The organism is Bradyrhizobium archetypum (assembly GCF_013114835.1).
Classification (GTDB): Bacteria; Pseudomonadota; Alphaproteobacteria; order Rhizobiales; family Xanthobacteraceae; genus Bradyrhizobium; species Bradyrhizobium archetypum.
Genome location: NZ_JAAVLW010000003.1, coordinates 797,977 through 810,777 on the forward strand (window position 1 = coordinate 797,977; position 12,801 = coordinate 810,777).

Genomic DNA, 12,801 nt, shown 5'->3' on the forward strand with positions numbered 1-12,801 from the left:
AGGTCCGTCACTGGACCTCGCGCATGAATCTTCGCCTCGCAGCGGCCGCACTATTCGTCCTCATGCTTCCCGCGTGCGCCTCGGCGCAATCGCTCGATCTCGCCGCGATCGCGCGGGCGTCCGGCACGCCTGACATTCCCGGCCTGAAGATGGTCTGGCTCGCGCCGTGGGGAGAACTCGCGAAGGCCCATCCGTGGCGCAACATCATCGTGCACCAGACCGAAGGGCCGGCGGGCTCCGCGCGCGGCGGCGCGCTGGCGCAGTCGAAGAACCCGACCCGGCGCGGCGTCATGGTCTGGGTCGAGACCGATGGCACGGTGTACTGGGCGGTCGGCGACCATCTCGTTCCGACCCATGGCGACGGCGCCAACCGCAACGACAATAAGTACATCGACAACGGACCGACCTATCGCCAGGTGGTCGGTAACAATTCGGTCGGCGTCGAATTCGCCGGCAATTTTCCTGATGTGACGCGGGGCCCGACGGATGCGCAAATCGCGGCGTGGCGAATCCTGGTGAAGGTGCTGCGCGCGCGTTACGGCATTCCGCTCGATCGCGTCTATGCGCACAACTGGATCGACTTCAAGGACGCCCGCTACTGCGAAGGCTGCGCGTTGGCCAAGTTGGCGCGGGAGTGGGGCGAGTAGGGAAGGGCGTGTTGCTTAGACGCTCAGCCTTGCACTCGGTCGTCGTCGCCCGGCTTGACCGGGCGATCCAGTATTCCAGAGACCGAGTGTGGTGTCGAACGACCGCCGCGGCGTACTGGGTCCGCCGCTTTCGCGGAGGACGACAGCCGAGATGGTGGAGAAAGAGTAAAAAAAACAAAAAGCCGGCGTTGCTGCCGGCTTTCATTGCTTGATACCTCCGCCGCAATCAGTGCGCGGCTTCGAGTTCGGCTTCCTGGCGGGCAATCGTGCCCTTGACGGCCGATTGCACCTTTTCGAAAGCGCGGACCTCGATCTGCCGCACGCGTTCGCGCGACACGCCGAATTCGGCGGCGAGATCTTCCAACGTCATCGGCTCTTCCGCCAGACGCCGCGCCTCGAAAATGCGGCGTTCGCGCGGATTGAGCACGCCGATGGCGCCATTGAGCGCCTCGCGGCGATGATCGAATTCCTCGCTCTCGGCCATCACGGCCTCAGCATTGGGCGAGGTATCGACCAGCCAGTCCTGCCATTCGCCGGCTTCACCGTCGTCGCGGATCGGCGCGTTGAGCGACGCGTCGCCACCGAGGCGGCGATTCATGTCGACGACGTCCTGATCCGTCACGCCGAGGCGCTTGGCAATCAGCTTCACCTGATCGGGGTGCAGATCACCCTCGTCCAGCGCGGAGATCTTGCTCTTCGCCTTGCGCAGGTTGAAGAACAGCTTCTTCTGGTTCGCCGTGGTTCCCATTTTCACGAGCGACCAGGAACGCAGGATGTACTCTTGTATCGACGCCTTGATCCACCACATTGCGTAGGTAGCGAGACGAAAGCCCTTCTCGGGCTCGAACCGCTTGACCGCCTGCATCAGGCCGACATTGCCCTCCGAGACGACCTCGGAGATCGGCAAGCCGTAGCCGCGATAGCCCATGGCGATCTTGGCCACGAGCCTGAGATGGCTGGTGACAAGGTGATGTGCCGCGTCGCGATCGTCATGCTCGCGCCAGCGTTTGGCGAGCATGTATTCCTGCTGGGGTTCCAGCATCGGAAATTTGCGGATCTCGGCGAGGTATCTAGAAAGACCCGATTCTCCATTGAGAACCGGTAAGGTAGCTGTACGGGCCATTCGAGCGCCCTCCAGTGGTTCAGGCCCCCGACAGCGGCGGGCCCGGCAGGTGATCGCTGTGTTAAAGCCAATCAGGCTGCGATGTTCCGCGTTGGATATTCAACGCAGGTGCAACATAGCAAAAAACGAACAAATAGGGAAGGAATGCTGACGTCACGTCCCCGTGTGGCAGCTATAAGCTATTGGTATAGCTTACCTTTTCTAAAGGGCCTGCGTCATAGGGCCGCTTGCAGGGCGCTTTGCAGCCGAACCAAATCGGCCGGCAAGGGCGCCTCCCAATGCAAAAGTTCCCCGGTTCGGGGGTGTTCGAGGGCCAACAGGAAGGCGTGCAAGGCCTGGCGGCCCAGATCGGCCAAGGCCGCCTGGCCCTCGGGGCCGAGGTGGCGGGCCTTGGTCTTGAAGTGCGGGCCATAGACGGCATCACCCATCAAGGGATGGCCGATATGGGCGAGGTGCACCCGGATCTGGTGGGTTCGCCCGGTCTCAAGCTGGCAGGCGAGCAGCGAGGCGACCGGTTTGCCGTCGCGCCCGTGATACGCCGCCTGCACTTCCCAATGGGTTATCGCCTCGCGGCCGCTCTGGCGCACCGCCATTTTTTCGCGGGCATACGGATGCCGGTCGATCGCCGCATCGACCGTGCCGCGCTGGCGGCTGGGCACGCCCCAGATGAAGGCCATGTAGCCGCGTTGCATTGGACCGGTGCGGCCGTGATCGGCGAATTGCGCGGTCAGCGATTGATGCGCCTGGTCGTTCTTGGCGACTACCATCAGCCCGGTCGTGTCCTTGTCGAGCCGGTGGACGATGCCCGGCCGGCGGACGCCGCCGATGCCGGAAAGGCTCGCTCCGCAATGGGCGATCAGCGCGTTCACCAGCGTGCCGCTCTCATGGCCGGCGGCCGGATGCACGACCAGCCCCTTCGGCTTGTCGATGACGATGATGTCGTCGTCCTCATAGACGATATCGAGTGCGATAGCTTCACCCTGCGGCTCCGCCGGCGCGGCCTCGGGGACGTCGATTGTGATCGTATCGCCGGCCGCGACATGATAAGCGGGGTCGCGGATGGGTGTGCCCCTGGTGGTGACGGAACCGGCCAGGATCAGCGCCTTCAGCCGCGAGCGCGACAGTTCCGGGCGAAGCACCGCGAGCACGCGATCGAGGCGGGACGATCCCTCGTTGCCGCCGACGGTAACCTCCAGCCTTTGGCCGCCGTTCGATAATCCCTGTTCCAAGCTAGAGCCTTGCATGACCGATACCGTTGCGCCCGAACCGACCCCCGAGCAGGCCGCGCTGATCGCGCGGGTGCGGCGGATGATGCTGATCGCGGGCCTGACCTCGGCCCTGGCAGTGGCCGTGGTCCTGATCGCCGTCGGGTACCGTCTTTACCGCGGCGAGGGAAGCCCCACGCCTGGCACGACGGACATCGCGGAAACCCTGCCCAAGGGCGCCCGCATCGTTTCGACCGCGGTCGCCGGCGAGCGGCTGGTGCTGACGCTGGATATCGGCGGGGCCACCGAAATCCGCACCTTCGAAGCCAAGACGCTGAAACCCGCCGGAAAGCTCAGATTCGTCAACGAGCCGTGAAGCCGCGCGATCGGCCCGAATTCCCCCCGGCATCCGGCCCGGGGATGCAAGGCAACAGGTTTATCCAACCGGGCGAGAACCTTCAGACTTGCCTTGCCCCCCGCACATTTCGCGGCTATTCCCTGAAGCCATACGCTCCCTTCGTCTAGCGGTTAGGACGCGGCCCTCTCAAGGCTGAAACAGGGGTTCGATTCCCCTAGGGAGCGCCAACCGGCACCGCAGTCGCAGCCAAGCTCGCTGTCCGATGGCTTGTCAGGATGGTTCTCGCAAACCCACCCGATGGCATGATAAATTGTGCAATTAGGGTTTGTCACCACGCGACGGCCTAGCAGCGTTTGCCTGCGCCTCGATTTCTGATTGACGGAGCAGTTCGATCTGCTCTCGGAAGTTCACCGGCAACTCTCGATCTTCTTTTAATGACGCGCGTAGTCGTTCACCGATCTTTTTGACGATCGCGAGACTATGGGTGGAGTCGATGTCAACACGCTTTCGCATGACATCTCTCCCAGAAAAACCGACACCAATGTCGGTGTGCCGACTAAGATGCCGGCGGAGGATTTTGTTCCTCGTTTTCTGAATATTTGTTCAGATTGCTGGTGGAGCGCCGATCGCATGCTGAGGCTGGAATCTTTGGCGCGATCGAACTCTTTGGAGTAGTCGGGTGTCTCGCCGCCGAGGCAACCACTGACCTGAATCTCCTGAAAGTTTCATAAGCAAATTTTTTGTAACCGACCTTTTTCCCGAAGCCGTCGGCAAGGATGATCGAGGAACGTGAACGCCATCGGATCGTTGAGCATTTTGCCTAGTCGTCTAGAACCGCGGCAATGCGGGCAGCTGGTGCTTGAGTTAGGATCTCGACCATGTGCTCAGGTCGGCGACTCGCTGCCATTGTTCTTCTCAGCTTTATGCCCTTAGCGGAGGCTACTGCGGCCAGCTTGGAATGGCGACGGTACGCAAACCCCGCCACCGGGCTGAGCGTAGATGTTCCAGTATCGATTTTCGAGGAGGACAGGGGCGCAACAGAGGGGACACTTGACCGCCATCTTTTTACGAAGGATTACCGGGCCAACCTCACGATCAAGTCATTTCCTAATCCCGATAACGTTTCCCCTGCCGTTTTTCTGGAAAAGATGCGGCCGCCAGCCGATATACAATACAGAAGAGTGACTCCTAAGTTTTTCGCCGTTTCCGGTGTTCGAGACGGCCATACTTGGTATAATCGGTGCAACCGCGCGAACGGCTTCATGAACTGCGTCTTAATCAATTATCCAGCGGCGGAGGAACGCCAATGGGATGCTATCGTCACGCGGATTAGCTTGTCCTTGGCCAAATAGAATCCGCCGACTGGTTGATGGCCCAATCAGGGGACGTGATCGCTCCTGCCACTACCAATACTGTAAGGCTTGTTCAGAAAGTAATCTCGGTTGCCCAGCGCCGCTTCGGGTGTACTGGTCGATCGCGACAGTGATCGCTTGGACATGTTGGTAACACCAACCTTCGCGCGGAGCTAACCGCCGAACTTCCGCGAGCGCTTTGATCCACGCGGAGTTGTTGGCATTGTCGTCGTACCATTCGAGAGGCTTGCTTATCACCACCGACGCCCTGCCAACACTTTGCCTTTGGCCCGGATTCACGGTGACAATGCACGAAACTCTCAACCGCAATTAAACGCACTGTCACCGTAATGTCCGACCGCACATTTCGAGGCTATTCCCTGAAGCACACGCTCCCTTCGTCTAGCGGTTAGGACGCGGCCCTCTCAAGGCTGAAACATGGGTTCGATACCCCTCGGGAGCGCCACTGCTCTTCGAAAAGCCAATCACTTCATCGCTTCCAGCAGCTTCCGCGCTTCACCCAGCAACGCCCGTATCTGCCTTCGCTCGGCGATCGCGTCCCTGGTGAACAGGCCGTGCTTGCGCGCGTTCTGGTTTGCTCTTGGCGCGCCCGATCCCGGTGCACCGCCGTGCATGCGGCAGCGCTTTTTGCCGCTCACCGCCGGCGAGCGGCACGGGCCACTGGTGCGGGTTTTGGCGCCACAGCGTGGGCTCGCCAGCATCGGGCCGGTACTCCTCATGGCTGTGCTTCCTGCTTGGCAGCAGCGGAGGCGCGCCTTCGCCTGGAGCCTGTGGCCTTCGCCGCCTTTCGCGCCGCGGATGCCGGGTTCTTGTCGGAAACGATCACACGCGCATGCTGCGTGACGTTGCCGACAATGGCCTTGCCGCCGTCCTCGACCGACACGTTCTGCACGGTGATGGCGGGCTCGCCACGGCTCCTGTAGCGGTTGAGCGCCTCGATCTGGGCGGGAAATGTGCGGGCAAGCCGGCCCAATGCGCGGGCGGCACTGTCGTGCTGGGCGAGATCGTCTGCATTCGCAAGGTGGTGGGCACATCGCATCGCCATCACATGAACCGAAACCATCTGCGCCACCAGCATGGCCTCGACGGAATCCCGGGGGCGAATGCTCTTCACCATTGAAATCATGAAGGAGAGGTCGACCTCGTCAGGACTCTCGCCGCTCACGCTGGCCTTTACCAATTGTCTGAGAAGGCCATGCATCGCTTCGAGGTCCGCGACTCCCAGCGCATTCGCCATGAGCTGTTCGCCGAGCTCCGGATCTGGATGGTCGATGGAGAATCCGTGCGACTGAAGTTTTATTCGCGGGGCTGCGGCAGCGTTGGTCTGCTCGGTTGCGGCGATCGCCGTTGGCATCGTGAGGTCCGAAGCGGTATTCATGTCGAGATTCCCTGGGCCGCGCGCTTGCCGCGCGCACGGTTCTGTCACGCGCAGGCGATCGCTCGCCGCGGTGATCCCTGCAATTTCAATGGTGGGTGAGGATTTGAGCCGCAGTCGTACCGGCGCGTCCGCTAGTGCGGGGCGACGGGCGTTCACAAGATTGCGGGATGATGAAGGAATGCCGCTGATTTGCCCGACATGTCAAATTGTTTTTCGAAGCATTCAAGCCGGCGGCGGCCCGCACTTGCATGGAGTTATTTTGATGAATCGCCATCGGCGATGCGGACATCTGCGCCGCACACGATCTGCTCATTCCCGCTCCATCATATCGGCGATCGCCTTGACGCGGCCTCTCGCGTATTTCGGCAGGCCGGCGCTCAGTGAATCGCCGCTGTTGAAGGAGCTCTTGCCCATCAGCAATTGCGCAGGCACGAGGTTTCGCAGAATCGGAGTATTGGTGTATTCCCTTTGCTTGTTCAGCACGTCGTTCCTGACCGCAATCAGGATGTAGACCGTCGCGATCGCGGCTTCCGGCTCGGTCGGATGCTGTTGCAGAACCGCAAGCAGCTTGCCGAACTGAATGACTTGGTTGACCCAAAAGATGTTCTGCTCGAGCGCGCCGGCGACTGTGGAATCGAGCCCTGTCAGGCTCGGCAGTTCGGCAAGCTGCGGCTGCGCGGCCAACGTGATCTCGCTCTGAAACTCGATGAAATCCGGAATCGGCTTCTTGCCCTCATCGCGCAGCTTGTTGGCGAGCTGAATGCCCGCCGGAATTTTGCCTTCGAACATGTAGCGGGACTGCACGCAGATCGCTGTTTCGTCCTCGCACCAGCGGCGATTCGGCGGCCGGTTGTGCGCGGCGCCCGCGTCCTTATTGGGAACAGCATCGCCTGCCGTGATCGGCCGGTGCTTGACTGCCGGATCGATCTGTTCGAGGAACGCGACATTCGCATACCGCGACAGATCCAATGCCGTTGCCGGTCTTGGAAGTCGAAACCGCGCCTCGGCATGGTAGACCGAGAGCTTCAGTTTCGTTTGTTGGTTGAGCGTGGGCTCGACGAAGCTTGCGAAGAGCGAGAGGAAGCGGCGCTGAACCGGACGTGAGCGGGCCCAATCGTCGAACGGAATGAGCCCGGTCGAGGAATCGGCGAGCTTGTCGTTGCGTTGGTCGGCGAAGATCACCGTGCGCGGTTTGATCTCTGCGATCGGAACGCCGGCAACGGCAGGCACGTCCTCCAGCCGAAATTCCTCGGCGGCCGCGCCCGTGCAAATGGCCATGCAGGCGGCGATAAGGACAGCGGCACGGTGGAATCTCATGGCGTCCATGTTCAATTCAGCCGCCGCCAGAAATAATCGGGATCGACTCGCAGCGGCGGTCGTGGGAGGCGGTCCTCGTCATCGGGATATCCGCGAGAGGAGGGATATTCGCGCGGACCTAGACGCCAGTTCGGGAACGGAAAGGGCAGCCGGTTATCGCCGTAAAGGCGGTTGTCGTAGGACCACTGCCGAAATGGCCCATCGTCTTCGTGATGCCCGCCACGATGGGCGTAGCTTTCCGCGCGCGAGACGATTCGAAATTGCGTATCATCGATTCTGCCCGCTGGATCCCTCTTGAGGTACTCGGTGAAAGCGCGCCCGGAGCCGGCAGGTAGAGGATCGCCGGTAGTGGGATCGATCGACAGCGTAACGAGCTGACGCATGGCTTCGCGCGAAGGGCCGTTCAACGCGGTCTTGGGAGCGTGCAGCTCCCAGGCTGCCTGCACGATCGGCTCGAACATCGGCAGCGCTACCTTCGCTCCGGTCTGGCCACGCCCAAGGGTGCGGCGCCCGCCGTCGCCGTTGTCGTAGCCGACCCAGATGGCGATGGTGACGTCATTTGTGAAACCGACAAACCAGGCATCGGCCGAATTATCAGTGGTACCGGTCTTGCCGCCGACAAAGGGCGAGAGATGCTTCAATTCGCGCGCGGTTCCGCGCGCGAGCACGCCCTGCAGCATTGATTTCAACTGGTAAAACGATGCGCGGTCGGCGAGGCCGATCCATGTGACCGCATTCGGATCGTGCCGGTAGATTGGTCGGCCGTCCTGTTCGATCATTTCGATTGCATGGGGCTGGGGTCGTGCGCCTTCATTGGCGATCGCTGCATAGAACGCCGCAAGGTCGATGAGCCGGACGGTTTGGGCACCGAGCACGAACGGGTAGTGGCGCGTGCATTCCTTGTAGAGCTGCGCTTCCATCGCGAGCTCGCAGACCCGGTCGAGGCCGCGCTCGGCGCTGTCGTCGAGACCGCTCGCGAGCAGTTGCGCGGTGGCGAGATTCCGGGAGTTTTCCAGCGCACGGCGCAGTGTAATGGCGCCCAGGGCGCCGCCGTCATAGTTCTTCGGCGACCAGAAATCGCCCCGGCGCGCGTGGACCGTCGTCCCGATCGGCGCCAGCGTAATCGGTTCGTCCATCACCAGCGTGTTGGGCTGCAATCCCTTGCGAAGGGCGGCGAGGTAGGTCAGCGGCTTCAAGGTGGAGCCGGGTTGGCGCAGGCTCTGGACGACGCGGTTGAGCTGGCTTGCCGGATACGAAAAGCCGCCCGCCATCGCGAGGATGCGGCCGGTTCCGTTCTCAAGGACGAGCGCCGCTCCCTGCACTGTCGGTGGAATGCGCAGATCGGCACGCGCCGCTTGCTTACCCTTGGCTTCGCGCACCTGCACGTAGACCACATCGTACGGCTTGAGGCCGCGCCCGATCGCGGCGTTCAAGGTGTTCAGCGGCAGGATGCGTCCGTCGGTCAGGCCGACGTTGATCGCATGACCGCCCTTGCCGCGCGTGTTCTCCAGGACGACCGCCGCTTCCCAGTGAACGTCATAGAGCGGTAGCCGCGTCGTCTTCAACGCCACGAGCCAATCCGGTTCCGTGGCCCTCGGGCCTGCCGCAATCTGCCGGACAGTGTCGGAGATGTTCGCCTCAGGTCCCTCAAATTTGTAACGGCCGGTGTTCAGCTCATACCGCGCGAGGCCCTCCTGCAACGTCGCTTCGACCACGCGCTGCAAGGCCGAGTTGACGGTCGAGCGCACCGTGTAGGAGGAACTGGTGAGATTATCGAGGCCTGCGGCCACCTTTGCCTCGCGGGCGACATGATCGACGAAGTGAAAACCGAAGTCCCGGCGCGTCGGCCGGTACTCGACGAGCTTCGGCAATACGGCTTGCGCCGCGGCGGCGTCGATCATGGCGTCGTCCTGCATGCGCCCCAGCACGTAGGCAAGGCGCTCGCGCGCACGCTCAGGGTGTTGGTCGGGGTTGAAGTAGTTCGGTCCCTTGGCGAGCCCGGCGAGCAGCGCGCCCTCGACGGGGGAGAGCGCCTTGGCTGGTTTGCCGAAATAGCTGCGCGCCGCCATCTCGATGCCCCAGGCTCCGCGACCGAGATAAATCGAGTTGAGATAGAGCTCGAGGATTTCCGCCTTGGTCAGGGCGCGTTCCATCCGCGAGGCAACAATCATTTCGCGCAGTTTTCTTTCATAGGTAATGTCGTTGCCCACCAGCAGGTTCTTGGCAACCTGCTGCGTAATGGTCGAGCCACCCTGCGGCCGGCCCGGATGCGTGAAGTTGCCGATGAAGGCGCGGACCAGTCCGCGCTCGTCAATGCCGGCATGTTGGAAGAAGCGCTTGTCCTCGGCGGCGATGAATGCGTTGCGCACCGCTTCTGGGATATCCGCAAGCTTGACCCAGATGCGGCGATTGTTCGGCACATAAATCTCGGCAAGCCGCTCGCTCTTGTTGTCCAGGACTATGCTGGTGCCAGGAAGCCTGAGCTGCTTAAGCTGCACTGCGTCGGGCAGATCCTTGACCGCGCTGTTGTAGAAAGCGATGACCTGACCAAGATCGACGGGAGATCCTTCCACTTTTTCGACCTTGCAGAACTGCCTGTAGGCCACGTGGAGGTCGGCCAGATTCAGTCCTTTGAGTGCCTTGATCTCGCTGCTCAACGCCTCCTTGTCATCCATGGCAGTGGCAATCAGGTCATCCAGGTTGATGTCCTCGATATCGAAAGCCTTGCGCATGTGGGCGCAGCCGGCCCCCAAAAGCTGCGCGACCTCGAAGCGGTCGCGCGGCGCGTCGAACTCCGTCTTGACCTGATCCGGACGGGTAGTGACCTGGCTGAAGGCAAGCGCCGTGGCGAAGATCTTGATAAGGATCGAGTCCATGACCTGCCACCGGTCGAAAAACCGCCTCCGTAGGGTCCCTTTTTGTAGAACAATACTAACAAAGCTGTTTTGAGGAAAAAGTTCCCGCTAGCTCGCTTGAGCCGCGCTGAGACGCGGTCATTCAGGAGGAAAGGCATTGGGGGCGCTCTGCTGCCGCCGTGCACGACGATGCGCATGTCGGGACTAGACCTTCGGCGACATCGGGGCGGTCCAGGTCTTTGCCGCCGATTACATTGCCAACGAAGAGATCATCTGCGGCTGAGCGCAACCGTGCGATGGCGCGCCCCGCTTCTCGGGCCGTTCAGCACCGTTCCGGGCCGCGGAACCAGCGCGGCGGCCAATGCGTTCTAGAAGCACAGCATTGGCAGTGCACTCATGAATACCCTTTTTCCGGTCGTGCTTGCCGCGGCGCTCCTCAGCGCCATAGCCACGATGCCTGCGGATGCTGCTCCCCGAAAAAAGAAGACCACGGTCTCGCCTGCAGCCAGCGTCGCCAAGCCGCCCGCGGACAGGTTCTTGGCCTGCGACGTCCGGGTGCGAGACTATCTTCGCGAAGGCGGCGCGGCGATACGGGTGACCAAGATCGAAGTGGACGATGCCCGACTGCAGTTGAACATTCATCATGAGTACGGCGAGGCGGGAAAGTCGTCTCGAAAATACCTGCGCGGGGACACTGAAGAAGAAATGCGCAAAAATCTGCGCGGAATATTGGACGAGTTCGCGGCGGCTGCGAAGGCTGCAGCGGCTGGTCGCGCCTGGTATGTGATCGCGGCCCGGAAGGTCATGCCGGATCTCCGCGAAGGTTCGAGCGAGAACACGAGTCCATGGACGGCTATTGTCCTCGCGGATGTCGAAGGAAAATGCAGACCCATCACGTTCTATCAGTCTGTCGATCGGAACAAGCTCAATCCTGAACTGAGCAAGATATTGGATGAGTGAAGGTTTGCAGTTGAAGCGATTGCAGTCGTAGCGACCGCCAGGACGCGATGACAACCCGCGATGCTGGTGAACCAACGACGAGGGAGTCGATCGATGAGGTCCTTTCTGCTGCTTACAGCCAGTGGTCCCTTGCTGGTCCTCACGTCCCACGAAACGCTGCACGATCCGAAGTTCCTGAGCAGGCTGAGAGCCAAGGGAATCGGCAAGTTTGTCGCCTTCGATGTGCCGCTTGATCTGGCGAAGGAGCGCTACGGCGGGCATTTCCGCGCGGTCGAGAGCGATTTGCACGAAACAGATGATTTGAGGATCCTCGATTTCAATGGCCAGCGGATCTTTCAGTTGTTCCGTTTCGACGAACTCGGCCCCGCAACATTGCAAGAGCAGGTCTGAGGCACCTGATCGCGCTAGATATCAATCGCGGTGTGAACACCAGCCGCCGCGTCCGCTATTGCGGGGCGACGGGCGTTTACAAGATTGCGGGATGATGAAGAAGTGCCGCTGATTTGCCCGACGTGTCAAGCTGCTTGTCGAATGGCGGCGGCCGCCGGCTACGTTGTATGGGGTTGTTTTCGATATTTTGGGAGCGCGCGTATCGGAAGTGCAGCTTCCTATTCCTTCTCCGCCGTCTGCCTCAGCTTGAAATGCCCGAACGCGGTTGCGATCGGCTTCGCCACGTCGTCCTGCCAGGCCTGTGCCTGGAAGGCGACGATGCGTTGGCCCTGCTTGACGATCGAGACATTCGCAAAGCTGTCCAGCGCGCGGCCCGAACGCAGATAGTTGATGGTCAGGCCGATCGGCTTGGGTGGTGCGGCGAAGCCGAGTTCGCGCGCGACGCCGATGATCGCGGTCGTCTCCAGAAAGGCGCCGCTGATGCCGCCGTGGATGGCGGGCAACACCGGATTGCCGATGAGTTTCGGCGAAAAGGGCATGTGCAGCACGCCATCTTCCGCAACGCGGATGCCTAAGCAGCGGGCGAACGGGCTTTTGGCGAACGGGCCTGTAGCATCCTCCGGGCAGTCGAGAACGGGCACCTCGTACGCTTCCCGGTCCTGCAGCATGTTGGTGCGGTTGGCGCCGATCATGAAGCAGGCGGCGGCGGTCGCGACAGGATCCTGCTGGGTCTCCTGATAAGCGGTCGAGCGCACGAAGGCGATCGACCGCGTGACATGGTAGCAGATCGAGTGTGCCTTGATGTCGAGACTGGGCTTGGCCGGCTTCTGGTAATCGATGCGCAGGTCAAGCGTCGCGATCGCGCGGCTGCCGTCGAGTGCGAGCTGGACCGCCATGCCGCAGCTTTCATCCAGCATGGCGGTGACCACGCCGCCGTGGACCACGCCGGACTCGATGTCGCCGACAAAAACGGATTGGTAGGGCAGGCTGGACCAGGCCTCGCCGCGCTCGGCGCGATCGATGCGAAGTCCGCTGGCGCGGCCGTAGAGCGACCGGCGTTCCGCGATCGCCTTCGCCAGTTTGTCGAAGGGCAGCGGCTGCCCGTCATAGGTCGAGATTTCAGACATGGTGACGGTTTAGCATGCCGCCGCGATGAATGGTGCAGCAATGCGCATAACGTATCAGCATCGGCGGA

Annotated in this window: 12 protein-coding genes and 2 tRNA genes; 6 read left to right on the forward strand and 8 right to left on the reverse strand. The window is 61.7% G+C overall.

The annotated features are described in order from the left end of the window. Positions 1-23 precede the first annotated feature (23 nt). On the forward strand, positions 24-647 hold the full coding sequence (locus tag HCN50_RS12405; protein WP_171709908.1) for a peptidoglycan recognition protein family protein: 624 nt from the start codon (positions 24-26) through the stop codon (positions 645-647). Positions 648-873: 226 nt separating this feature from the next. On the opposite strand, the gene rpoH is transcribed toward HCN50_RS12405, so the two are convergent. Then, positions 874-1,770 carry an RNA polymerase sigma factor RpoH gene (gene rpoH / locus HCN50_RS12410; RefSeq protein WP_171709909.1) on the reverse strand — a complete coding sequence of 299 codons (897 nt, stop codon included), beginning with the start codon at positions 1,768-1,770 and terminating at the stop codon, positions 874-876. 215 nt (positions 1,771-1,985) lie between these two features. Beyond that, complete coding sequence (locus tag HCN50_RS12415; protein ID WP_171709910.1) at positions 1,986-3,014, reverse strand: RluA family pseudouridine synthase; 1,029 nt, start codon at positions 3,012-3,014, stop codon at positions 1,986-1,988. Here HCN50_RS12415 and HCN50_RS12420 point away from each other — a divergent pair. Then, entirely contained in the window at positions 3,013-3,351 is a 339-nt protein-coding gene (locus tag HCN50_RS12420) for a hypothetical protein (protein WP_171709911.1), read from the forward strand. The two genes, HCN50_RS12415 and HCN50_RS12420, sit on opposite strands and share 2 nt — an antisense overlap. A gap of 134 nt (positions 3,352-3,485) precedes the next feature. Continuing rightward, positions 3,486-3,560, forward strand: a tRNA-Glu gene (locus HCN50_RS12425). 91 nt (positions 3,561-3,651) lie between these two features. On the opposite strand, the gene HCN50_RS12430 is transcribed toward HCN50_RS12425, so the two are convergent. Beyond that, positions 3,652-3,846, reverse strand: coding sequence for a hypothetical protein (locus tag HCN50_RS12430; protein WP_171709912.1), 195 nt, complete (start codon positions 3,844-3,846; stop codon positions 3,652-3,654). Positions 3,847-5,076: 1,230 nt separating this feature from the next. Between HCN50_RS12430 and HCN50_RS12435 the strand changes: the two genes are divergently transcribed. After that, positions 5,077-5,151, forward strand: a tRNA-Glu gene (locus HCN50_RS12435). A 19-nt stretch (positions 5,152-5,170) separates the two neighbouring features. On the opposite strand, the gene HCN50_RS12440 is transcribed toward HCN50_RS12435, so the two are convergent. The 4 genes from HCN50_RS12440 to HCN50_RS12455 all read right to left on the reverse strand — a co-directional run bounded on the left by HCN50_RS12440 (position 5,171) and on the right by HCN50_RS12455 (position 10,277). Beyond that, positions 5,171-5,425 (reverse strand): HGGxSTG domain-containing protein, encoded by a 255-nt coding sequence (locus HCN50_RS12440; RefSeq protein ID WP_235976903.1) that lies wholly within the window; start codon positions 5,423-5,425, stop codon positions 5,171-5,173. Beyond that, on the reverse strand, positions 5,422-6,084 hold the full coding sequence (locus HCN50_RS12445) for a hypothetical protein (protein WP_171709913.1): 663 nt from the start codon (positions 6,082-6,084) through the stop codon (positions 5,422-5,424). The genes HCN50_RS12440 and HCN50_RS12445 overlap by 4 nt, the downstream gene beginning before the upstream one ends. 309 nt (positions 6,085-6,393) lie before the next feature. Further along, positions 6,394-7,410 carry a hypothetical protein gene (locus HCN50_RS12450; RefSeq protein WP_210264878.1) on the reverse strand — a complete coding sequence of 339 codons (1,017 nt, stop codon included), beginning with the start codon at positions 7,408-7,410 and terminating at the stop codon, positions 6,394-6,396. Positions 7,411-7,412: 2 nt separating this feature from the next. Continuing rightward, complete coding sequence (locus HCN50_RS12455; protein WP_171709914.1) at positions 7,413-10,277, reverse strand: penicillin-binding protein 1A; 2,865 nt, start codon at positions 10,275-10,277, stop codon at positions 7,413-7,415. 375 nt (positions 10,278-10,652) lie between these two features. Between HCN50_RS12455 and HCN50_RS12460 the strand changes: the two genes are divergently transcribed. Together HCN50_RS12460 and HCN50_RS12465 are read left to right on the forward strand one after the other, a co-directional pair. After that, positions 10,653-11,216, forward strand: coding sequence for a hypothetical protein (locus HCN50_RS12460; protein ID WP_171709915.1), 564 nt, complete (start codon positions 10,653-10,655; stop codon positions 11,214-11,216). 60 nt (positions 11,217-11,276) lie between these two features. Continuing rightward, entirely contained in the window at positions 11,277-11,606 is a 330-nt protein-coding gene (locus tag HCN50_RS12465) for a cytosolic protein (protein WP_235976904.1), read from the forward strand. A 218-nt stretch (positions 11,607-11,824) separates the two neighbouring features. Here the strand turns inward: HCN50_RS12465 and HCN50_RS12470 are convergent, their stop codons facing one another. Beyond that, a complete protein-coding gene (locus tag HCN50_RS12470; RefSeq protein ID WP_171709916.1) occupies positions 11,825-12,733 on the reverse strand; it encodes a PaaI family thioesterase in 909 nt (302 codons plus the stop codon). Positions 12,734-12,801: the final 68 nt, after the last annotated feature.

Excerpts from the sequence above, each read along its gene's own strand:
- HCN50_RS12465 (WP_235976904.1), top strand. The coding sequence starts at position 11,277 with ATGCTGGTGAACCAACGACGAGGGAGTCGATCGATGAGGTCCTTTCTG.
- HCN50_RS12450 (WP_210264878.1), bottom strand. The coding sequence starts at position 7,410 with ATGGACGCCATGAGATTCCACCGTGCCGCTGTCCTTATCGCCGCCTGC.
- HCN50_RS12470 (WP_171709916.1), bottom strand. The coding sequence starts at position 12,733 with ATGTCTGAAATCTCGACCTATGACGGGCAGCCGCTGCCCTTCGACAAA.
- HCN50_RS12405 (WP_171709908.1), top strand. The coding sequence starts at position 24 with ATGAATCTTCGCCTCGCAGCGGCCGCACTATTCGTCCTCATGCTTCCC.
- rpoH (WP_171709909.1), bottom strand. The coding sequence starts at position 1,770 with ATGGCCCGTACAGCTACCTTACCGGTTCTCAATGGAGAATCGGGTCTT.
- HCN50_RS12445 (WP_171709913.1), bottom strand. The coding sequence starts at position 6,084 with ATGAATACCGCTTCGGACCTCACGATGCCAACGGCGATCGCCGCAACC.
- HCN50_RS12440 (WP_235976903.1), bottom strand. The coding sequence starts at position 5,425 with ATGAGGAGTACCGGCCCGATGCTGGCGAGCCCACGCTGTGGCGCCAAA.
- HCN50_RS12420 (WP_171709911.1), top strand. The coding sequence starts at position 3,013 with ATGACCGATACCGTTGCGCCCGAACCGACCCCCGAGCAGGCCGCGCTG.
- HCN50_RS12415 (WP_171709910.1), bottom strand. The coding sequence starts at position 3,014 with ATGCAAGGCTCTAGCTTGGAACAGGGATTATCGAACGGCGGCCAAAGG.
- HCN50_RS12455 (WP_171709914.1), bottom strand. The coding sequence starts at position 10,277 with ATGGACTCGATCCTTATCAAGATCTTCGCCACGGCGCTTGCCTTCAGC.
- HCN50_RS12460 (WP_171709915.1), top strand. The coding sequence starts at position 10,653 with ATGAATACCCTTTTTCCGGTCGTGCTTGCCGCGGCGCTCCTCAGCGCC.
- HCN50_RS12430 (WP_171709912.1), bottom strand. The coding sequence starts at position 3,846 with ATGCGAAAGCGTGTTGACATCGACTCCACCCATAGTCTCGCGATCGTC.